This is a genomic window from Scandinavium lactucae (assembly GCF_033843265.1).
GTDB classification, from domain to species: Bacteria; Pseudomonadota; Gammaproteobacteria; order Enterobacterales; family Enterobacteriaceae; genus Scandinavium; species Scandinavium lactucae.
Window position 1 is genome coordinate 12,289 of the sequence record NZ_JAWXRD010000003.1, and the last position, 21,804, is coordinate 34,092.

The 21,804-nt window shown below is 57.0% G+C and carries 14 protein-coding genes; 10 read left to right on the top strand and 4 right to left on the bottom strand.

What is annotated here, in order from left to right; translation table 11 throughout:
* Positions 1–41: 41 nt before the first annotated feature.
* The 3 genes from bcsG to bcsE are packed head-to-tail and all read right to left on the bottom strand — an operon-like array spanning position 42 to position 3,467.
* The gene (bcsG, locus tag SIK69_RS04380) at positions 42–1,721 is read right to left on the bottom strand and encodes a cellulose biosynthesis protein BcsG (protein WP_319627140.1); all 1,680 of its coding nucleotides are present in this window, start codon (positions 1,719–1,721) and stop codon (positions 42–44) included.
* Complete coding sequence (gene bcsF / locus SIK69_RS04385) at positions 1,714–1,911, bottom strand: cellulose biosynthesis protein BcsF (RefSeq protein WP_319627139.1); 198 nt, start codon at positions 1,909–1,911, stop codon at positions 1,714–1,716. The genes bcsG and bcsF overlap by 8 nt, the downstream gene beginning before the upstream one ends.
* Positions 1,908–3,467 (bottom strand): cellulose biosynthesis c-di-GMP-binding protein BcsE, encoded by a 1,560-nt coding sequence (bcsE, locus tag SIK69_RS04390; RefSeq protein WP_319785508.1) that lies wholly within the window; start codon positions 3,465–3,467, stop codon positions 1,908–1,910. Before bcsE ends, bcsF begins: the two co-directional genes overlap by 4 nt.
* A gap of 217 nt (positions 3,468–3,684) precedes the next feature.
* On the opposite strand from bcsE, the gene bcsR reads away from it, so the two are divergent.
* From bcsR to SIK69_RS04435, 9 genes are all read left to right on the top strand, one after another.
* The gene (gene bcsR, locus SIK69_RS04395; RefSeq protein WP_319627339.1) at positions 3,685–3,873 is read left to right on the top strand and encodes a cellulose biosynthesis protein BcsR; all 189 of its coding nucleotides are present in this window, start codon (positions 3,685–3,687) and stop codon (positions 3,871–3,873) included.
* A 10-nt stretch (positions 3,874–3,883) separates the two neighbouring features.
* Positions 3,884–4,636 carry a cellulose biosynthesis protein BcsQ gene (gene bcsQ / locus SIK69_RS04400; protein WP_319627137.1) on the top strand — a complete coding sequence of 251 codons (753 nt, stop codon included), beginning with the start codon at positions 3,884–3,886 and terminating at the stop codon, positions 4,634–4,636.
* Entirely contained in the window at positions 4,633–7,251 is a 2,619-nt protein-coding gene (gene bcsA / locus SIK69_RS04405) for a UDP-forming cellulose synthase catalytic subunit (protein ID WP_319627136.1), read from the top strand. The genes bcsQ and bcsA overlap by 4 nt, the downstream gene beginning before the upstream one ends.
* A 10-nt stretch (positions 7,252–7,261) precedes the next feature.
* A complete protein-coding gene (gene bcsB / locus SIK69_RS04410; protein ID WP_319785509.1) occupies positions 7,262–9,640 on the top strand; it encodes a cellulose biosynthesis cyclic di-GMP-binding regulatory protein BcsB in 2,379 nt (792 codons plus the stop codon).
* 6 nt (positions 9,641–9,646) lie between these two features.
* A complete protein-coding gene (gene bcsZ / locus SIK69_RS04415) occupies positions 9,647–10,753 on the top strand; it encodes a cellulose synthase complex periplasmic endoglucanase BcsZ (protein ID WP_319627338.1) in 1,107 nt (368 codons plus the stop codon).
* Complete coding sequence (gene bcsC / locus SIK69_RS04420; protein ID WP_319785510.1) at positions 10,735–14,049, top strand: cellulose synthase complex outer membrane protein BcsC; 3,315 nt, start codon at positions 10,735–10,737, stop codon at positions 14,047–14,049. Before bcsZ ends, bcsC begins: the two co-directional genes overlap by 19 nt.
* A 152-nt stretch (positions 14,050–14,201) precedes the next feature.
* Complete coding sequence (gene hmsP, locus SIK69_RS04425; protein WP_319627133.1) at positions 14,202–16,208, top strand: biofilm formation regulator HmsP; 2,007 nt, start codon at positions 14,202–14,204, stop codon at positions 16,206–16,208.
* Between the two features lie 145 nt (positions 16,209–16,353).
* Complete coding sequence (locus SIK69_RS04430; RefSeq protein WP_319627132.1) at positions 16,354–17,640, top strand: dicarboxylate/amino acid:cation symporter; 1,287 nt, start codon at positions 16,354–16,356, stop codon at positions 17,638–17,640.
* A 218-nt stretch (positions 17,641–17,858) separates the two neighbouring features.
* Positions 17,859–19,346: a M16 family metallopeptidase gene (locus SIK69_RS04435; RefSeq protein ID WP_319785512.1), complete on the top strand. Its 1,488-nt coding sequence runs from the start codon at positions 17,859–17,861 to the stop codon at positions 19,344–19,346.
* Positions 19,347–19,814: 468 nt separating this feature from the next.
* Here SIK69_RS04435 and kdgK read toward each other — a convergent pair whose 3' ends face one another.
* Complete coding sequence (kdgK, locus tag SIK69_RS04440) at positions 19,815–20,744, bottom strand: 2-dehydro-3-deoxygluconokinase (protein ID WP_319627130.1); 930 nt, start codon at positions 20,742–20,744, stop codon at positions 19,815–19,817.
* Positions 20,745–20,979: 235 nt separating this feature from the next.
* Between kdgK and pdeH the strand changes: the two genes are divergently transcribed.
* Entirely contained in the window at positions 20,980–21,753 is a 774-nt protein-coding gene (gene pdeH / locus SIK69_RS04445; RefSeq protein ID WP_319627129.1) for a cyclic-guanylate-specific phosphodiesterase, read from the top strand.
* The last annotated feature ends 51 nt before the right edge of the window (positions 21,754–21,804 follow it).

Genomic DNA, 21,804 nt, shown 5'->3' on the forward strand with positions numbered 1-21,804 from the left:
ATGACCGGAGCCTGAGGCTCCGGTTTTTTTACGCGAAACGATTACTGCGGATAAGGCACCCAGTCGCCGCCGTTGAGACGGACATACGGTTTGCCCTGGTACTGGATAACCACCGCGTTAGAGTTCTCGGAAACTGGGGCGGTTTGTGGCAGGTCGCTGGTGTACTGCTCCCAGTTAACGCTGTCTTCGGTGAACATTTTGCCGTCGAGTGCGCGGGCAACCAGTTCCGAAATTGCCAGATAGCTGCTCGGCTGATCGATTTCAATGGCAGCACCCTGATGCGGGGCTTTCATGCCGAAGAATTTAATCGCTGCCGGTACGTTGGTGATGTTCGGGCTGGGGATATCACGCAGGCCGGAGACTTGCATTTTATCGCCTTTCAGCGCACCGCCGTGCTCTGGCGCAATCACCACCATCACCTTCCGGCCTGATTTTTCCAGCTCGGTAAAGAAGGTATCCAGTTCATCGAACAGCTTCTGGGCACGCACTTTATAGTCGGCGGTTTTGCTCTGGCCAGCGAAGTGGTTCCCGTCGTGCAGCGGCAGGATATTGAAGAAGGTCGCCGTACGCGCGCCATCCTCTTTCCCTTCTCCTTCCTGCCAGCGTTTCAACACCGCCAGGTCGTCATAGACCGGCGAACCGTCGAAGGCTTGCAGATTGACCGGCAGCCCTTTCTGGTCCATCAGAGGAGCCTGCATATCGCCGTAGTTGCGCAGCTCTTTCAGGAAGTCACCGAACACGCCGTTGTGGCCGAGCATCAGCTGGGTTTTAAAGCCCAGCGAGGCCAGGTTATCGAACAGATAGCACTGCTTGGCGGCGGGTGAATAAAGATTGGTATGCGACGGCTGACCGCAGCTGGCGCGCAGCAGACGAATCGCCGCCGGGCCGCTGTAGGAGGTCGCGGAGTTAAAGTGTTTGAACACGATATCAAAGTGCGCCCACAGCGGATGCTGAGCCAGACCGGCGGCTTCAATATCATCCCAGGAGAGGGAACAGATGTTGATCACCAGCAGCTCGAACGGTTGTGCATCTTCCGGTAACGCTGTCGGGAAGGTGGTCTGGCGCTTTTCTTCCGCCGCGTAGAAGCTCGACAGCCACGCGTTCAGGTTGGCTGAGGTCGGCGGGGCGGTTTGCGCAGGCATATCGCCGACCACCGGTTTGGCGTTGGCGGTAGCCACCGTTGCCGCCGCAGTACCGCCGGTGGTGGTCACCGTGCCGGTATTCTGTCCGCCAGGGAACAGCGAAAAGTTCGGGCCCACCACGGTGATGAGGTTCAGCCAGACCATAATGACCACCGTAAAGACCGTCACGCGCAGCCACTGGGATAAAAACAGCCATGTGACCAGCAGAACAAAGAACAGGCCCACCATCTGCCAGTTAATGAAGCGCGTCACCAGGTCGACAATATAATCCACGCTGAAGCCCGCCAACTGCGAGCCCTGGCTCATAATGCTTTCCGGGCCGGGCAGCCAGGTATCGTGCCAGAACAGCGCGATCCCTACCGGAATAGCAATCCAGTGCCGCAGTTTATGCAGCTTGCGGTTGGGGATCGGCAGCAGCAGAAACGCCATAAACACCAGGTTTTGTAGCGCATGAAAATTAAGGTATCCCGCCCACAGCAGGCCAAACTTCACCAGAAAGTAGAAGTTCCATCCAGAAAGGCCGCGCCAGTATTGCCAAAATGGCGATGAGGAGACGGCGGTTTGAGTAGGGTTAGTCATCGTTTTGTTTTGCCTTGACGAGATCTGACCGGCGCAGGACACCAGCCGGTTTAACGTAACGGGGTCTGAAGAACATCAACCGAAAGGTTGTTTCGATGCGACGGATAAAGTGACGCGCGATGTATCCCAAAGGGAAAAAAATCAGGGCGCACAGCACAACCAGTTGAATAATATCGGCAATAGACATCATTGCGGTTGTCCTCCCTGGGCGTCAGTCAGGCGGTGCGGTTCCGGGTAGCGTCGCCAGCTGCGCCCATCGTGGACGGCGTTCATCACCTCGTTCTTTTCAGTGGTCACCGGCAGCGGCGCGGTCCAACGGTCGGCGGTCACTGCGCTCATTTCCACGATTTCGGCCGTAATCTGCTTATCTTCAAACCAAATCATACGGTTAGAGAAGATATCGCCGGTCGGTAACGGGAAAATGTGGTTTAAGGCGGTGTCGAGGTCATTGATGCGACAGAAGGTCAAAAACATCACCAGACGATTGTCGCCAATGGTCATGATATCGCCCAGGCGGTTGGGGCGGCACAGGGTTAAGGCCTGTTCCACGCGCAGGCCCGGCACCGGGCGCAGCGCTACCATCACGCCTTTATTATCGGCAGGCAACAGCGGGTTGTTCATGATGTTGTGTACCGCTTTGCAGAAGATATCCCATTTCTGATACCCGCGTAGTTTCAGCGGCTGGGTCATCGACAGCAGGGTACCAATTTCCTCCGGTACGTAACGCTGGAACTGCTGTTTCTGCACGCTTTCAATCAGGGTCAGGCAGCGGGAAAGCGGGGTATTCCATGGCACCACCAGATTTGCACCGCAGCCCAGGAGTAAACGTTCGTCGGTGGCACGCAGGCTGGCGGTGATTTCACGCACCACAATTTTCATCGCACTGCCGCGCTGACGGCGCAGGGCATGAATGTCATGGGCGAGTTGTTCAATCTGGCTGGTTTGTTCCACGGTAAAAATGACGGTGGCGGCCTGCGCGGAGCGGGCTGCATTAAACACCGCATCGTTGGTATCAAATACCGTCCAGTGTTCGGATAACGGCGGAGCGCCTTCAAGGGCACTTTTGCTGCTGAGGACATCTTTTTCGTCACTGCGCGGCTGCACGACCGTTTCTTCCTGCACCGCCAGCTGCCAGGTTTTACCGCTGTCGTTGACCTGCAGCTGCTGACGGGCGCTGACGCCTTTTTCATTGGCCCAAAACGCAATATCCAGCAGGTGGCTATCCCCCAGGAAACGCAGGCTCGCCAAACCGGACAGGGCACGATATTCAGCCAGCAGGAGTGAGAGCTGAGAATCCGTATTGTTTCCCGGATTTAGGATAAGTAAGGAGCAGCGGTAGTATTTGGCCCAGCTCTGAACGTTATTCAGCCATTTCTTGATGCGCTCTGGTGGGATATTCTGCCAGGCGTTATCCGCACACAACAGGATAAATAAATACCCGGCCGGATCTAATGAGCAAAGCAGATCCTGGCGCAGCGAGTATAGACCATTTTCATTTTTTGGCATGTTGAACAGGCGTATTTTCTCAGGGCCGTGAGAGGCATTTAGTTTTACTAATTTGTGGGGTTTTTCCCCCATCGTAATCGCGGCGACTTTAGCGTCAGAATTCTGTGCGGCTATCGTCTGATTCATTAGACTCACGGCGTCTTCACGACGTTCAACGTTCATCCACCAGACACCACCCAGAGGCATATGGCTAACTTCGTCCCATAAGGACTGGATTCCAAGTGAAAATACAGGGTCCACGGTGTCCCTCGTGTTCAAGTTTGACTACGTATTAGTTTACTAGCAAAAGTCTCAGATTAAACCTAACATTGAAATTAAAGAGTAACAGTCATAGCATGTGACGAATTTCCCGTTCGGACAGAGTCTCTCTCGCTGATGAACCCTTGCTTTACTTTCTTGAATGAAAGAAATGTCCGATACGTTTATCCACCAAATGTCCGATGAAGGGTCAAAAGAAATGTCTGAAAATGAACTCCGGACAATGTCAGATTCAATGCCTGGTTACACCTTCCAAAATGATTTTTTGGCTTTAAGTCGGGCATTTTCATTGCCTGAAATAGATTATACCGATATTTCCCAACGCGAGCATCTTGCCGCCGCCTTGAAGCGCTGGCCATTGCTGGCTGAGTTTGCGGAACAAAAATAAGGAAGCCTGAATGGCCATTTTGGGATTACAGGGCCTGCGAGGCGGCACCGGAACCACGTCGCTGACCGCCGCATTGGGTTGGGCGTTGCAGATGCTGGGCGAGACCGTTCTGATTATTGATGCCTGCCCGGATAATATGCTGCGCTACTTTTTCAATGACGACATTGCTCATCGTGACGGCTGGGCGCGTGCGCTGCTTGACGGGCAGGACTGGCGAGATGCCGGGATGCGCTACACCACTCAGCTCGATTTTCTGCCGTTTGGCCAGCTTTCTGTTACGGAACGGTTAAATGTTAACGTTTTGACGCCGGTTCTGAATCAGGCCGTTGAGATTGCCAAAACGCTGCACCAGCAGAGGCCACGTCGCTGGATCCTGATTGATTTACCGCACGATGTTGCACCGTGGATGCAGCCGTTAATCGAAGCCTGTCATCACATGCTGACCATCGTCAATCCGGATGCCAATGCGCATATCCGTCTGCATCAACAAATTCTGCCCAAACATAGCCATATTCTGATTAACGATTTACGTATCGGCAGCCATGTCCAGGATGACATTTACCGCATCTGGCTGCAAAGCCAGCCGCGCATGTTGCCGGTGGTCATCCATCGCGATGAATCTATCGCCGAGTGCCTGGCCGCTAAGCAGCCGCTGGGGGAATATCGCGGTGATTCTCTGGCGGCAGAAGAAGTGATTACCCTCGCCAACTGGTGTGTGATGCATTACGCCGGGATGCACGCGCCCGTGGAGCAGTCGCCATGATACGCCTTACCGCCCTTTTGCTGGCACCAGAAGCAGGGGCCCGTCTGCGCGCGCGTTATCTTGATTATCGTCATCACAACGCATCCTGGCTCGGGGCGACCCTGGGTTGTTTATGGGTGGCGCTGGCGTGGTTATTGATCCCCTTAGAACACCCGCGTTGGCAGCAGATCCGCGCCAACCACCACGGCTATTACCCTCATATCGACGCCCATCGCCCGCGCCCACTCGACCCGGTGCGCTATCTGCTGCAAAGCCTGTGGCTGGTGGCGACCCGCCCGATGGGCGAGCGCAAGAATGTCGACTGGAAAGGGCTGAAGGCGCTAACCGGTGCGCGCGGGCGTTACCATCAATGGATGGAAGATTTGCCCGAGCGGATGAGTAAGAAAACCGAGCACATAAACCATAAAAAGGAGCTGGCCCACGTCAGCCCGAAACTGCGCAAACTGATCCTCGGGGTGGTGGTTGGTTGCTCGTTGCTGCTGGCGCTGGTGTGTGTGACACAGCCGTTTAACCCGCTGTCACAGTTTATTTTCCTGCTGCTGTTGTGGGGCGTGGCCTTACTGGTGCGCCGGATGCCGGGGCGTTTCTCGGCACTCATGCTGGTGGTGCTGTCGCTGACGGTTTCCTGCCGCTATATCTGGTGGCGCTATACCTCGACGTTGAACTGGGACGACCCGGTCAGCCTGGTGTGCGGCCTGACGCTGCTGTTTGCCGAAACCTACGCCTGGATAGTGCTGGTGCTGGGGTATTTCCAGGTCATCTGGCCGCTCAACCGTCAGCCGGTGCCGCTGCCGAAAGACATGGCGCTGTGGCCGTCGGTCGATATCTTTATCCCGACCTACAATGAAGACCTCAACGTGGTAAAAAACACCGTCTATGCCTCGTTGGGGATTGACTGGCCGAAGGACAAACTTAAAATTTGGATCCTTGATGATGGCGGTCGCGAGGAGTTTCGTCAGTTCGCCAAAGACGTGAACGTGGAGTATGTGGCGCGTACCACGCATGAACATGCCAAAGCGGGCAATATCAATAATGCCCTGAAGCTGGCGAAAGGCGAGCTGGTTTCTATTTTCGACTGCGACCACGTGCCGACGCGTTCCTTCCTGCAAATGACCGTCGGCTGGTTCCTGAAAGATAAGAAACTTGGCGTGATGCAGACCCCGCACCACTTTTTCTCACCCGATCCGTTCGAGCGTAACCTCGGGCGTTTCCGTAAAACGCCGAACGAAGGCACGCTGTTCTACGGTCTGGTGCAGGACGGGAACGACATGTGGGATGCGACGTTCTTCTGCGGTTCCTGCGCCGTTATCCGCCGTGGCCCGCTGGATGAGGTCGGCGGCATTGCGGTTGAAACGGTCACCGAAGATGCGCACACTTCGCTGCGCTTACACCGTCGCGGCTACACCTCGGCCTACATGCGTATCCCGCAGGCGGCTGGTCTGGCAACCGAAAGCCTGTCGGCGCACATTGGGCAGCGTATTCGTTGGGCGCGCGGAATGGTGCAAATCTTCCGTATGGATAACCCGCTGTTCGGCAAAGGGCTGAAATGGTCCCAGCGCATCTGCTATGCCAACGCCATGCTGCACTTTCTGTCCGGCGTACCGCGTCTGATCTTCCTCACCGCGCCGCTGGCGTTCCTGCTGCTGCATGCCTATATCATCTACGCTCCGGCGCTGATGATTGCCCTGTTCGTGCTGCCGCACATGATCCACGCCAGCTTGACCAACTCCAAAATTCAGGGCAAATATCGCCACTCGTTCTGGAGTGAAATTTACGAAACGGTGCTGGCCTGGTATATCGCCCCGCCCACCATCGTGGCGTTGATTAACCCGAAAATCGGCACCTTTAACGTGACGGCGAAGGGCGGTCTGGTGAAAGAGGAGTACGTCGACTGGGTCATTTCCCGGCCCTATCTGTATCTGGTTATTCTCAACCTGGTCGGCATTGCCGTGGGTATCTGGCGGCACTTTACCGGCCCGGAAAATGAAATTTTGACCGTATGGGTCAGTATCGTGTGGGTGTTCTACAACCTGATTATTCTCGGCGGCGCGGTGGCGGTGTCGGTGGAAAGTAAGCAGGTGCGTCGCTCCCACCGTGTTGAAATGAAAATGCCTGCGGCGATTGCCCGGGAAGATGGACACCTGTTCTCCTGTACGTTACAGGACTTCTCCGACGGCGGCGTGGGCCTGCAAATCAACGGTCAGGCGCAGGTGCTGGAAGGGCAAAACGTTAGCTTGTTGCTCAAACGCGGTCAGCAGGAGTATGCCTTCCCGATGCAGGTCACCCGCGTGATGGGCAGCGAAGTCGGCCTGAAACTATTGCCGATGTCGACCCGTCAGCATATCGATTTTGTTCAGTGTACCTTTGCCCGCGCCGATACCTGGGCGCTGTGGCAGGACAGCTATCCGGAAGACAAACCGCTGGAGAGTATGCTGGACATTTTAAAACTGGGGTTCCGTGGCTATCGCCATCTGGCGGAATTCGCGCCGCCTTCGGTGAAATTTATCTTCCGATCGCTTCTGGCTCTGGTTGCCTGGGTTGTCTCTTTCATACCGCGCCGCCCGGAGCGCAACGCGGGAACGACACTGCCTGAACCGGCTATGGCTCAACAATGATGACTATACGATGAAAAGAAAACTTTCCTGGATGTGCGCAGCGGCAGTGGGCATGAGTGCTTTTGTCCCATTGACTACCTATTCCGAAACGACGGCAGCCGATGCTGCGCCTGCCACCGCGGCAGACGCAGACGCCACGACTGCGACGCCGGTTCCGGCTACCGCCACGCCGGGGATGGTCAGCCCAACGGTGACTGACCCGGCAGCGGTCGACGCTAATGCGGCGGCAACCCCTGCGGTAGTTGAAAATTCGCCGACTCGCGACGTGAAGCTCAGCTTTGCCCAAATCGCGCCCGCACCGGGCAGCATGGTGCTGAAAGGCGCTAACCCAACCGGGTCAGTGCAGTTCGGCACCCGCAGTGACGAAGTGGTCTCCAAAGCGGTACTGAATCTGGTGTATACCCCATCGCCCGCGCTGCTGCCGGTGCAGTCGCAGCTGAAGGTGTATCTCAACGATGAGCTGATGGGTGTGCTGCCGGTCACCAAAGAACAGCTGGGCAAAAAAGTGATGGCTCAGGTCCCGGTCGATCCGCTGTTCATCACCGATTTGAACAACGTGCGTCTGGAGTTTGTCGGCCACTACCGCGACGTGTGTGAAAATACCGCCAGCACCACGCTGTGGCTGGATGTGGCGCGTAATACCTCGCTGGACATGACGCTCGAGCAGCTGAATGTCAAAAACGATCTGTCGCACTTCCCGGTGCCGTTCTTTGATTCCCGTGATAATCGTCCGTTGAATCTGCCGATCGTCTTTGCGGGTACGCCGGATATTAACCAGCAGAAAGCGGCGGCGATTATTGCCTCATGGTTTGGCTCACGCGCGGGCTGGCGGGGGCAGACCTTCCCGGTGCTGTATAACCAGGTGCCGGACCGCAATGCCATCGTCTTCGCCACCAACGATAAACGCCCGGACTTCCTGCGTGACTATCCGCTGGTGAAGGCCCCGACGATCAGCATGATCGACAACCCGAATGATCCGTACAACAAGCTGCTGGTGGTGTTCGGTCGGGATGACAAAGACTTGTTGCAGGCCGCAAACGGCATCGCCGCAGGCAACATCCTGTTCCGGGGCGACAGCGTCACCGTCGATGACATTAAATCGCTGCTCAAGCGCAAGCCTTACGATGCCCCGAACTGGGTGAATACCGAGCGTGCAGTCACCTTCGGCGAGCTGAAATCCTACGACCAGCAGTTGCAGTCCACCGGGCTGGAACCGGCGTCGATTAACCTGTCGCTGAACCTGCCGCCGGATTTATATCTGCTGCGCAGCAACGGCATCGATATGGATCTGAAGTATCGCTATACCCAGCCCGCTATCAAAGACAGCTCGCGGATGGATATCAATCTTAACAACCAGTTTCTGCAATCCTATAGCCTGAACAGCAGCCAGGACACGCACAGCCTGCTGATGCGTCTGCCGATTGTTCAGGGACTGATTGACGGAAAAAACGAAGTGTCGATCCCGGCACTGCGTTTAGGGGCGGTGAACCAGCTGCGGTTCGACTTCCAGTACACCAACCCGATGCCGGGCGGTACGATTGAAAACTGCATCACCTTCCAGCCTATCAAGAACAATGTGGTGATTGGGGACGATTCAACCATCGACTTCTCCAACTACTATCACTTCCTGGCGATGCCGGATCTGCGCGCGTTTGCTAATGCGGGCTTCCCGTTCAGCCGTATGGCTGATCTCTCCGACACGCTGATTGTGATGCCGAAAAATCCAACGGCTGACCAGGTCAGCACCCTGCTGGACAGCGTGGCGACCATCGGGAGTCAGGTGGGCCTGACCGGCGCGAACCTGAAGCTGACCGACGAACCGGGCGAGATGCAGAAGCAGGATGCAGACATCCTGCTGATCGGTTCCATTCCTGACAAGCTGAAAGACGACCAGCATATCGAGCTGCTGGTGAACGCCACCCAAAGCTGGGTGAAAACCCCGGTGCGGCACAATGCCTTGTCCTCTGTGACGCTCGATAACTATGAACGTCAACCGATGTCGCAGACTACCGTGAGCTCCAAAGGCCCGATGGCAGCGATCATTGGCTTCCAGTCTCCGTACCACGATCAGCGCAGCGTCATTGCGCTGATGGCCGACAGCCCGCGCGGTTCCGAGCTGCTCAATCAGGCGCTAAACGACAGCGGCAAACGGGCGGCGATGTTTGGTTCGGTGTCGGTTATCCGTGAGTCTGGTGTGAACAGCATGCGCGTGGGCGACGTGTATTACGTCGGCCACCTGCCGTGGTACGAACGCGTGTGGTTCGCCCTCTCCAACCACCCGATTCTGTTATCGATCCTGGCCGCGCTGAGCGTGGTTCTGCTGGCGTGGGTGCTGTGGCGTCTGCTGCGCATCATTAGCCGCCGCCGTCTTGATCCGGATGATGAGTAAACGATGATGAAAGGTGTACGCCAGGGCTGCCTGGCGCTACTCACGCTGGTGACGTTGCAGGCCTCAGCCGCCTGCGACTGGCCCGCGTGGCAGCAGTTTAAGCAAGACTATATCAGCGACGGCGGGCGCGTCATTGACCCGAGCGACGCGCGCAAAATTACCACCTCTGAAGGGCAGAGCTATGCGATGTTCTTCGCCTTAGCGGCCAATGACCGCGCGGCGTTTGCCTCACTGTTCGACTGGACGCAGAACAACCTGGCGCAAGGCGATATCAAAGCCCATCTGCCGGGCTGGCTGTGGGGTAAAAAAGAGGACAATAGCTGGAGCGTGCTCGACAGCAACTCCGCGTCCGATGGCGACGTGTGGATTGCGTGGTCGCTGTTGGAAGCCGGGCGCTTGTGGAAGATGCCAGCGTACAGCGAAGCCGGTAAAGCGCTGTTGTCGCGAATTGCCAGTGAAGAAGTGGTGAAAGTCCCGGGCCTGGGCTCGATGCTGCTGCCGGGTAAAGTGGGTTTTGTCGATGATGCGGGCTGGCGTTTCAACCCAAGCTATCTTCCGCCGCAGTTGGCGAACTATTTTGTGCGCTACGGCGCGCCGTGGAACGCCATCCAGGCGACCAACCTGCGGCTGCTGCTGGAAACCGCGCCGAAAGGCTACTCGCCAAACTGGGTGCGTTTTGACAAGAAAAAGGGCTGGCAGCTCAAGCAGGATAAATCGCTGCTCGGCAGCTATGACGCGATCCGCGTCTATCTGTGGACCGGGATGCTGAACGACGCGGATCCGCAAAAAGAGCGACTGCTGGCGAAGTTCAAACCGATGGCAACCCAAACAGCAAAGACGGGCTTACCGCCAGAAAAAATCGATATCGCCACCGGGAAGGTGGAAGGTAACGGGCCAGTGGGCTTCTCCGCGTCGCTGCTGCCGTTCCTGCAAAATCGCGATGCTCAGGCGGTACAACGCCAGCGCGTCGCTGATAATTTCCCCGGCAATGACGCCTATTTCAGCTATGTTTTGACCCTGTTCGGACAAGGATGGGATCAACATCGTTTTCGTTTCACCGCCCGCGGTGAACTTTTACCTGACTGGGGCCAGGAATGCGTAAGTTCTCACTAAGTTTACTCAGCCTCTCGCTCGGCATCGCGCTATCGCCTTTAGCCCATGCCGCGCCGACCTCTGCCCAAGAACAGCTCATGAGCCAGGTGCGCCTTGGGGAATCCGCGAAGCGTGAGGACCTGGTGCGTCAGTCGTTGTATCGTCTCGAATTGATCGCGCCTGACGATCCACAGGTCATTGCCGCCCGAATGCGTTATCTGCTGCGTCAGGGCGATGCCGCAGGCGCGCAGAAGCAGCTCGATCGCCTAAAAACCCTGGCCCCGGATTCCGAGGCCTATAAGTCTTCCCAAAGTGAACTGAAACTTTCCAGTGGCAAAGGCCGTCAGGCGTTGCAGGAAGCGCGTTTGCAGGTCACTACCGGGCATGTACAGGAAGGGATCGCCCAGTACGATCAGCTGTTTAACGGCACGCCGCCGGACGGTGACATGGCGGTGGAATACTGGACCGCGGTGGCGAGGCTGCCTGCCCGTCATAAAGAGGCGGTCAGCAAACTGCAAACCCTGAATGCGAAGTACCCGGGCAACGTCCAGTTGCAAACCACGCTGGCGAAAACGTTGTTTAGCGATAACCGCAGCGCGGAAGGCTATGCCGTGCTGGAGCAAATGGCGAAATCGAGCGCCGGGCGCAATACGGCAGCCGATATTTGGTATGACCAGGTGAAGAATAGCCCGGTCAACGACAGCAGCGTCAAAGCGCTTCAGCGTTTCCTGACCGTATTCACCACCGGCGATCTAGCCGATCAGGCGCGGACCCAGTTAGCGGAGCAGCAAACGCAGCTCGCCGATCCGACGTTCCGAGCCAAGGCCCAACAGGAGGCGAAAGCCGCCGCCGTGGCTGAAGCCCAGGCCAACCAACCGCAGACCTGGGAAATCGTCTGGCCGCTGATCCGTAAAGGCGATGCGGCGCTGAAAAGCCAAAATCTCGACCAGGCGCAGCGCTTTTATCAGCAGGCGCAGCGCACGGATAACACCAACAGCTATGCGGTGCTGGGCCTCGGCGACGTGGCGATCGCCCGCAAAGATAACGCCTCGGCTGAACGCTATTACCAGCAGGCATTGCGTCTGGATCGCGACAACAGCAACGCGGTGCGCGGCCTGGCGAATATCTATCGCGCGCAGTCGCCTGAGAAGGCGACGGCCTTCATTGAAAGCCTGTCAGCCAGCCAGCGCAAAAGCATTGATGATATCGAACGTAGTCTGACTAACGATCGTCTGTCACAGCAGGCGCAAGCGCTGGAAAATCAGGGACGCTGGGCGCAGGCCGCTGAGGTTCAGCGGCGCAGGCTGGCGCTCGATCCCGACAGCGTATGGATCACCTATCGTCTGGCGCAGGATCTGTCCAGCGCCGGGCAGCGCAGCGAAGCCGATAGTTTGATGAACAACCTGGCGCGTCACAAATCGGGCGATCCAGAGCAGGTCTACGCCTACAGCCTGTATCTCTCCGGCAACGGCCAGGACGTGGCGGCGCTGTCGCACCTCAACGCCCTGCCGAAAAGCCAGTGGAGTGACAATATTCAAGAACTGGCCGATCGTTTGCAGTTCGATCAGATGATGCAGAAAGCCAATCTGCTGCGTGATAATGGCCATGAAGATCAGGCGATTGCGCTGCTGAAACAGCAGTCCCCGTCGACGCGAATTGATTTAACCCTCGCCGACTGGGCGCAACAGCGCGGCGACACCGACACGGCTATTACCGAATACCGCTCGGTACTGACGAAAGAGGCCAGTAACGAGGAGGCGCGCCTCGGTCTGGCGGAAGTGTATGCCGCGGCGGGCAACGATGCCGCCGCGCGTGAACAGCTGGCCTCGCTGAACTCACCTGCGGCGGGTGAAACGCGCTCGCTTAATACCCAGCGCCGGATTGCGCTGGTGGATTACGGTCTGGGCGATACCGCGCAGGCGCAGCAGATTTTCAATACCCTTGTGCCGCAGGCAAAAGCGCAGCCCGCCTCGATGGACACGGCGCTGGTCCTGCGGGATAACGCACGCTTCCAGGCGCAGACCGGCAATCCGCAGCAGGCGCTGGACGGTTATAAAGATGCGATGGTGGCGGCGGGTATTACGCCGACCCGTCCACAGGATAACGACAGCTTCACCCGTCTGACGCGAAACGATGAGAAAGATGACTGGCTCAAGCGCGGGGTGCGCAGCGATGCAGCGGAGCTCTATCGTCAGCAGGATCTGAACGTCACTCTCGAGCATAACTACTGGGGCTCCAGCGGCACCGGCGGCTATTCCGACCTGAAAGCGCACACCACCATGCTACAGGTGGATGCCCCGTTGGCGGACGGACGCATGTTCTTCCGCAGTGATTACGTCACCATGAACGCCGGGAGCTTCTCCACCGACAGCGATGGCGGTTACTCGCCGAACTGGGGCACCTGTGGCGAAATCACCTGTTACGGCGGGGATAAGAGCCAAAGCGACAGCGGGGCGAGCGTGGCGGTCGGCTGGCACAACGACACCTGGAATTTTGACATCGGCACCACGCCGATGGGCTTTAACGTAGTGGATGTGGTCGGTGGCCTGAGCTACAGCAGTAGCATTGGCTCGCTGGGCTACACGGTGGAAGGCCATCGTCGCCCGATTTCCAGCTCGCTACTGGCGTTTGGCGGACAGAAAGACACCAATACCGGCACCACATGGGGCGGCGTTCGCGCCGACGGGGGCGGGGTCAGCCTGAGCTATGACAAAGGTGAAGCCAATGGCGTCTGGGCCTCGCTGAGCGCCGACTCGCTGACCGGTAAGAACGTGGAAGATAACTGGCGCGCCCGTTGGATGGCCGGGTATTACTACAAACTGGTGAACGAAAATGACCGCCGGGTGACCGTCGGCCTGAATAATATGCTCTGGCATTACGACAAAGACCTCAGCGGCTATAGCCTCGGCCAGGGTGGCTACTACAGTCCGCAGCAGTATGTGTCGTTTGCGGTGCCGGTGAACTGGCGTCAGCGTACGGAAAACTGGAGCTGGGAGCTGGGCGGTTCGGCCTCGTGGTCGCACTCGAAAAATAATTCGCAGGCGCGTTATCCTAAGCAAAATCTGTTGCCAGCCAATTATCCGAATGCGGGGCAAATTGATGACGGCAGCAGCAGCAACGGCTTCGGCTACACCGCGCATGCGTTAATCGAGCGACGCGTAACATCCAACTGGTTTATCGGTGCGGCAGTCGATATTCAGCAGGCTAAGGATTACACCCCAAGCCACGCGCTGTTGTACGTTCGCTATTCTGCCGCGGGCTGGCAGGGTGACATGGACCTGCCTCCGCAGCCATTGGTGCCTTACGCCGACTGGTAACAGATTCGGCTTAAATACGTTTTCATTCATCCCGATGATGGAACACTTAGCGTATAATGTGCCGAAAATCACGTAATCCCGGGTTCAATTGTGCTAACCCGGCATTACCGTGATGCGCCAAACGGCGTGGTTTCACTCTGGGGAGAGTTCTTTTGCGCGTTAGCCGCTCACTCACAATTAAACAGATGGCTATGGTGGCAGGTGTCACCATGGTGTTTGCGTTCGTCTTTTGCGCCATTTTGCTATTCCATTTTGTGCAACAAAATCGTTTTACCACCGCCACTCAGCTGGAAAGCGTGGCCCGGGCGGTGCGTGAACCGCTGTCCGCCGCGATCCTGAAAGGGGATATTCCCGAGGCGGAAACCATTCTCGGACGCATCCAGCCCGCAGGGATCGTTAGCCGGGCCGACGTGGTGCTGCCCAATCAGTTCCAGGCCCTGAGAATGCGCTTTATCGAAGAGCGCCCGGTGCCGGTGATGATTACCCGCCTGTTTGAGCTGCCGGTCCAGATTTCACTGCCGATTTATTCGCTGGAACGCCCGGCTAACCCACAGCCGCTGGCCTATCTGGTGCTGCAATCAGACTCATACCGCACCTATAAATTCGTGATGAGTGCATTCGCAACGTTAGTGACCGCTTACTTACTTTTGGTGCTGATGCTCACCGTGGCGATCACCTGGTGTATTAACCGTCTGATTGTGCGCCCCCTGCGTGCGCTGGCTCGAGAACTGAACGATTTGCCGCCGGATGAGCGGGTTGGCCATCAGTTGCCGCTCCCGCGCCTGCACCACGACGATGAAATTGGCATGCTGGTGCGGAGTTACAACCGCAATCAACAGATTATCCTGCGCCAGCACACCGAGCTGTGCAGCCACTCCACCCGTTTCCCGGTCTCCGACCTGCCGAATAAGGCGTTCTTTCTCGCGCTGCTCGAGCAGACGGTGGCGCATAAGAAGACCACCGCGCTGATGATCGTCGCGTGTGAGACCCTACAGGACACCGCTGGCGTGCTTCAGGAGAGCCAGCGCGAGATGCTGCTGCTGACGCTGGCCGAGAAACTCAAATCGGTGATTTCGCCGCGCATGGTGCTGGCTCAGGTCAGCGCCTATGACTTCGCGATTCTGGCGCACGGGGTGAAAGAGCCGTGGCACGCCATCACATTAGGTCAGCAAGTACTCACTATCATAAATGAGCGTTTGCCGTTGCAGGGCATTCAGCTGCGTCCGAGCGCCAGCATCGGCATCGCCATGTTCCACGGCGAACTGAACGCCGAACAGCTATACCGCCGGGCGGTCTCTGCGGCCTTTACCGCACGGCGGAAAGGCAAAAACCAGATTGAGTTTTTTGACCCGGCGCAGATGGAAAAAGCCCAGCAGCGGCTGACCGAAGAGAGCGATATCCTTTCTGCTCTCGACAATCAGCAGTTTGCCGTGTGGCTCCAGCCGCAGAACGACATCGCCAGCGGCAAAGTGTGTAGCGCGGAAGTCCTGCTGCGTCAGCGTCAGCCGGACGGGAGCTGGGAGCTGCCGGTCGATCTTATCGAGCGCATCGAAGCCTGCGGCCTGATGGTCACCGTCGGCTATTGGGTGTTGGAAGAAGCCTGTCGCCAGCTGGCGGCGTGGCAGAGCCGTGGCATTATGCTGCCGCTGTCGGTCAACCTGTCGGCGCTCCAGCTGCTGCATCACGATATGGTAGCGGACATGCTGGAACTGCTCAGCCGTTACCGTATCGCACCCGGCACGCTGGTGCTGGAAGTGACGGAAAGCCGTCGAATTGACGACCCGAAAGCCGCGGTGGCTATCCTGCGTCCGCTGCGCAACGCAGGGGTGCAGATTGCGCTGGACGATTTCGGTATGGGCTATGCGGGCCTGCGCCAGCTTCAGCACATGAAATCGCTGCCGGTGGATATCCTCAAAATCGATAAGATTTTTGTCGATTCCCTGCCGGATGATACCAGCATGGTGTCGGCCATTATCCAGCTGGCACGCAGCCTGAACCTGAGCATTGTGGCAGAAGGCGTGGAAAATAATGCCCAGCTTGAATGGCTGAAGTCTGCCGGGGTGGATATCGCCCAGGGCTTCCTGTTTGATCGGGCGGTGCCGCCGGACGTGTTCGAACAGAAGTACCTCTCTATGCAAACTGACGATGTAAGCGCGTAAGCTTTTTGCGCGCTTGCGCGAGTCAGTTCAAAGTTTTTAACATTTGCCCCGCAAAATGTTTCTGTGTTGTATATCGGATGTTATTTTAAAGCCGCAGGCGAATAAAAAGCCTACTCAGCCTGTGGTTTTATCTTAAGGACATCCTATGAAAACCTCTCTGTTTAAAAGCCTCTATTTCCAGGTGTTAACGGCGATCGCGGTCGGTATTCTGCTCGGCCACTTCTATCCGGAATTGGGCACGCTCATGAAACCGCTTGGCGATGCCTTCGTTAAGCTCATCAAGATGGTGATTGCTCCCGTTATCTTCTGTACCGTAGTGACCGGTATTGCGGGGATGGAAAGCATGAAAGCCGTAGGCCGCACCGGGGCCGTGGCGCTGCTCTATTTTGAAGTGGTCAGCACTCTGGCGCTGATTATCGGCCTGGTTATTGTGAATCTGGTGCAGCCCGGCGCGGGGATGAACGTTGACCCGGCCACGCTGGATGCGCATGCGGTGGCGGTCTACGCCGAGCAGGCGAAAGATCAGGGGGTTGTCGCCTTCCTGCTGGATATCATTCCGTCGAGTGTGATCGGCGCGTTTGCCAGCGGCAACATTTTACAGGTGCTGCTGTTCGCTGTGATGTTCGGCTTTGCCCTGCATCGTCTGGGCCATAAAGGCCAGCTGATTTTCAACGTGATTGAAAGCTTCTCGCAGGTCATCTTCGGCATCATCAACATGATTATGCGCCTGGCACCGATTGGGGCCTTCGGGGCGATGGCGTTTACCATCGGCAAATACGGCGTCGGCACCCTGGTGCAGCTCGGTCAGCTGATTATCTGCTTCTATATCACCTGTATTCTGTTCGTGGTGGTGGTGTTGGGGTCTATTGCGCGCGTCACTGGCTTCAGCATTTTCAAATTTATCCGCTATATCCGCGAAGAGCTGTTGATTGTGCTCGGCACCTCGTCGTCGGAGTCCGCGCTGCCGCGTATGCTCGACAAAATGGAAAAGTTGGGCTGCCGTAAATCGGTGGTGGGATTGGTCATTCCGACCGGATATTCGTTTAACCTCGACGGGACCTCGATCTATCTGACAATGGCGGCGGTGTTTATCGCCCAGGCGACCAACAGCCATATGGATATATGGCATCAAATCACGCTGCTGGTGGTGCTGTTGCTCTCCTCAAAAGGGGCCGCCGGGGTGACGGGCAGTGGCTTTATCGTGCTGGCAGCGACCCTTTCTGCGGTTGGTCATTTGCCGGTGGCGGGTCTGGCGCTGATCCTCGGTATTGACCGCTTTATGTCGGAAGCGCGTGCGCTGACCAACCTGGTTGGCAATGGCGTGGCAACCATCGTGGTGGCGAAATGGGTGAAAGAGCTGGACCCGCAGAAACTGGATGACACGCTCAATAACCGTACGCCTGGCGAGAAATCTCAGCAAATTTCCTCATAATCCCGCGACTTATCCCCCGAATCTGCCCGTAGTCGCTTGATGGACTACGGGCTCCTGCGCATAATTGACCTTATTTTTCGTTGAACGTGTGACTTTTCAAAAAATGCACGGTCTAAACGACGTCATGAACTCATAAAAATGACCATGAGTTGTTTTTGTTACTCATCCCGGCGACGTAGGGTGAGTCTCTAACCAGGATAGTTGATTCAGGGGTTTACATGCAGGGCACAAAAATTCGACTCATAGCGGGCGGGATGCTGATGATGGCATCCGCGGGCTATGTGCAAGCAGAAGCGCTCCAGCCGGACCCGGCATGGCAACAGGGAACACTGGCGAATGGATTTCAGTGGCAGGTTTTAGCCACCCCGCAACGCCCGAGCGACAGGGTTGAAATCCGCCTACAGGTCAACATTGGTTCCCTGAGCGAAAGTACGCAGCAGGTAGGCTACAGCCACTTCATTCCACGCCTGGCGCTCTCGCAGAGCGGCAGTTTACCGACGATGCAAGCCCGTTCATTGTGGCAGCAGGGCATCGACCCGCAGCATCCTATGCCCCCGGCTATTGTCTCCTACGATTACACCCTTTTCAGCCTGAGCCTGCCGAACAACCGCAACGACCTGCTGAAAGAGGCGCTGACCTGGCTGTCTGATTCCAGCGGCAAACTGAATATTACCCCGGAAGCGGTGAATCACGCGCTGAGCGGGCAAGATATGGTGATGACCTGGCCCCAGGACCCGAAAGAGGGCTGGTGGCGTTATCGCCTGAAAGGCTCGACCATGCTCGGCCACGATCCGGCCGAACCGCTGAAACAGCCCATTGACGCGGAACAGCTGCAAAGTTTCTACCACAAGTGGTACACCCCGGATGCGATGACCCTGATTGTGGTCGGCAATGTGGACAGCCGCAGCGTGGGTGAGCAAATCAATAAAATTTTTGGCGGACTGAAAGGCAAACGTGAAACCCCGGCGGCCGTTCCAACACTGGCCCCGTTGCCACCGCAGGCCGTCAGCATCATGACCGACGCCGTGCCGCAGGATCGTCTCTCTATCATGTGGGATACGCCGTGGGCACCCATCCGTGAATCAGCGGCCCTGCAACGCTACTGGCGTGCCGATCTGGCGCGTGAAGCACTGTTCTGGCACGTGCAGCAGAATCTGAGCAAAAGCAACGTGAAAGATATCGGCATCGGCTTCGACTGCCGGGTGCTGTATCTGCGCGCCCAGTGTGCGATCAACGTTGATTCACCGAACGATAAGCTGGATACCAATCTCGGCCTGGTGGCGCGTGAACTGGCGAAAGTGCGTGAAAACGGTCTGACCAAGGAAGAGTTTGATGCGCTGATTGCGCAGAAGAGTCTTGAGTTGCAGAAGCTGTTTGCGACCTATGCGCGCACCAATACCGACCTGCTGATCAGCCAGCGGATGCGTGCGCTGCAAAATCAGGTAGTGGATATTGCGCCAGAACAGTATCAGAAGCTGCGCCAGGAGTTCTTAAGCTCGCTGACCGTTGAGAGCCTGAATCAGGATCTGCGCCAACAGCTGTCGCAGGACATGGCTTTGATTCTCCAGCAGCCGAAAGGTGAGCCGGAGTACAACATGAAGGATTTGCAGGAAACCTGGAGCAAACTGATGATCCCGACGAGTGCGGCACCTGCTGTCACTGAGGATGCGCATCAGGATGTGACGGATATTCCGCCAGGGCAGTAGGGGTTAGCTTTTCTGTACTGGCGGGATTCGTGGAATTAGTGGAATTGTTCCGTTCACCAGATGTTCAGCAGGTTCCGTAAACTATGCAGAACGTGAACGGGATAAGGGGAGCACCACGCTCCCCTTATCAATCCCCGTGGCCCCGCAACAGAAATCGGTGCTGCGCACTGCCCGGTCTTCCAGCCATCTGCCTGCGGCCTGCTCGACTCGACGTCCTGTCTCGTTTCGCCTCAGCCAGCCATCCCTGGCGGTCTGACCTTGTCATATGGCTTACAGCCCGGCGATTTCAAGCGGGGACACAACCGGTGCCCGAGGGAACTGAGGGTGTTGACCTTGTGTCCGGCTGAAAATCGCCGGTAGCCGGGATTGTAAAGGGGGCGGCGGCGAGCCCCCTTTGCACGTTCACCGTCATCGGGGTGACAGAGAAGCAGAGGAATGGAAGTGAACGGAACAAGGCCACTGAACCCATCACTCCGGCATCGCATCCCGCGGAATGATCGCCCCGCGATACTGAATCACGGTGCTGGCGGTCAAATGGCCGCGCTGGGCTGCTGCCTGCGCATCGCCCCCGGTCAAACGCACCGCCAGATAACCCGCACTGAACGAATCACCCGCCGCGGTGGTATCCACCACTTTCTCCTTCGGCAATTTCACCGCAGGCACGTCGACGACACTTTCACCTACCCGTGCTACCAGGCAGGAATCCGCCCCGCGTTTAACCACCACTTCGTGAACGCCAGCCGCATGGGTACGGGCGATCACCTCTTCCACCGGCTTCTCACCCCACAGCGCGTCTTCGTCGTCGAGCGTCAGGAAGGCGATATCGGTGCAGCCTAGCATCTGCTGATAAACCTGCTGCGTCTCTTCGCGGCTGGCCCACAGGCGCGGACGGTAGTTGTTATCGAAAATCACCTTCCCGCCGTTGGCGCGGCATTCGTGCAGCAGAGAGAACAGCTTCTCGCGGCTCGCCGGGCTGAGAATGGCGAGGCTAATACCGCTCAGATACAGATAGTCAAAGGTCGCCAACTCTTCACAAATCGCCGCGGACTGCTCGCTCTCGAGCCAGAATTTGGCCGCCGCTTCGTTACGCCAGTAGTAGAAGGTGCGCTCCCCGGTCTCATCGGTTTCGATGTAATACAGGCCCGGCATCCGGTTTTCCATGCGCTGAATCAGGCGGGTGTCGACGTTTTCACTTTCCCACGCCTCCAGCATTTGCTGGCTGAAGCTGTCAGTGCCCAGGGCGGTGATGTAGCTCACCTGCAAATCAGCCTGTTTCACCTGACGGGCAATATATACCGAGGTGTTCAGCGTATCGCCACCAAAACCACGGTTCACCGCAGAGCCTTTCTCTGACAGTTCAATCATGCATTCGCCAATGACGGCAATTTTTTTAGACATAGTCGTCAAGCCTTCCCGGAATCGAAAAATTAGCAATAGTGTGCGCTGAGGGTGTTTTAGGGTCAATAAGATTAAAACAACGTTCCATTATTTTTTTGACCTGACGCGTATTCCGCTCTGGAATCGTCTGCACAGAAAATCAAAATGCCCGGTACTGAACATAAAGTTCTCACTTCCAGCGCCGATAACTCAATGACGAGTTCCGACAGATACCCCTATTTACAGGACAGCTGAGATGAAGTTAAAGCAGGTTATCCAGCGGCTAAGCATTCCGGATGCAGGCATTGAAGGCCTTCAGGAGCGGCGCTATTGGCTGGAGTGTGAGCGTGCTTATACTTACCAGCCAATCTATAAAACCGATGGTTGCCTGATGGCAGTCGAAGTGCTGACCGTGGTGACGCATCCGGAGCACCCCGGGCAGCGTATTGCGCCGGATCGCTATTTTGCCGAAGTGGCGGTGCGCCAGCGTATTGATGTGATTAAAGAACAGCTGGCGGTGCTGACGGAGAAGCGCGCATTCTTCGCCGACAACGGGATCCTCGCATCGGTGAACGTCGATGGCCCGACGCTGCTGGCCATGCGCCAGGACTCGTCGCTGATGGCGCAGATCGAAGAGATCCCCTGGCTGCGTTTTGAGCTGGTGGAGCACATCCGCCTGCCGCAGGATTCGTCGTTTGCCTCGCTGTGCGACTTCGGCCCGCTGTGGCTCGACGACTTCGGCACCGGGATGGCTAACTTCTCGGCGCTGAGCGAAGTGCGTTACGACTACATCAAAGTCGCGCGTGACCTGTTTATCATGCTGCGTAAAACCCCGGAAGGGCGCAATTTGTTCGAGCTGCTTATCCAGTTGATGAACCGCTATTGCCAGGGTGTGATTGTCGAAGGTGTCGAGACGCTGGAGGAGTGGCGAGACGTCCAGCAATCCCCGGCTCATGCGGCGCAGGGCTATTTCCTCTCCCGTCCGGTACCGATGACCACCCTTGAAGAAGTGATGCTCAATCTGGCCTGATCGGCCTACTTTGCCGTCTTTTCTGTCAGCCTCAACTATTATTCATCAAAG

Excerpts from the sequence above, each read along its gene's own strand:
- SIK69_RS04430 (WP_319627132.1), top strand. The coding sequence starts at position 16,354 with ATGAAAACCTCTCTGTTTAAAAGCCTCTATTTCCAGGTGTTAACGGCG.
- bcsB (WP_319785509.1), top strand. The coding sequence starts at position 7,262 with ATGAAAAGAAAACTTTCCTGGATGTGCGCAGCGGCAGTGGGCATGAGT.
- bcsA (WP_319627136.1), top strand. The coding sequence starts at position 4,633 with ATGATACGCCTTACCGCCCTTTTGCTGGCACCAGAAGCAGGGGCCCGT.
- bcsZ (WP_319627338.1), top strand. The coding sequence starts at position 9,647 with ATGAAAGGTGTACGCCAGGGCTGCCTGGCGCTACTCACGCTGGTGACG.
- bcsR (WP_319627339.1), top strand. The coding sequence starts at position 3,685 with ATGTCTGAAAATGAACTCCGGACAATGTCAGATTCAATGCCTGGTTAC.
- kdgK (WP_319627130.1), bottom strand. The coding sequence starts at position 20,744 with ATGTCTAAAAAAATTGCCGTCATTGGCGAATGCATGATTGAACTGTCA.
- bcsG (WP_319627140.1), bottom strand. The coding sequence starts at position 1,721 with ATGACTAACCCTACTCAAACCGCCGTCTCCTCATCGCCATTTTGGCAA.
- bcsC (WP_319785510.1), top strand. The coding sequence starts at position 10,735 with ATGCGTAAGTTCTCACTAAGTTTACTCAGCCTCTCGCTCGGCATCGCG.
- SIK69_RS04435 (WP_319785512.1), top strand. The coding sequence starts at position 17,859 with ATGCAGGGCACAAAAATTCGACTCATAGCGGGCGGGATGCTGATGATG.
- pdeH (WP_319627129.1), top strand. The coding sequence starts at position 20,980 with ATGAAGTTAAAGCAGGTTATCCAGCGGCTAAGCATTCCGGATGCAGGC.
- bcsF (WP_319627139.1), bottom strand. The coding sequence starts at position 1,911 with ATGATGTCTATTGCCGATATTATTCAACTGGTTGTGCTGTGCGCCCTG.
- bcsQ (WP_319627137.1), top strand. The coding sequence starts at position 3,884 with ATGGCCATTTTGGGATTACAGGGCCTGCGAGGCGGCACCGGAACCACG.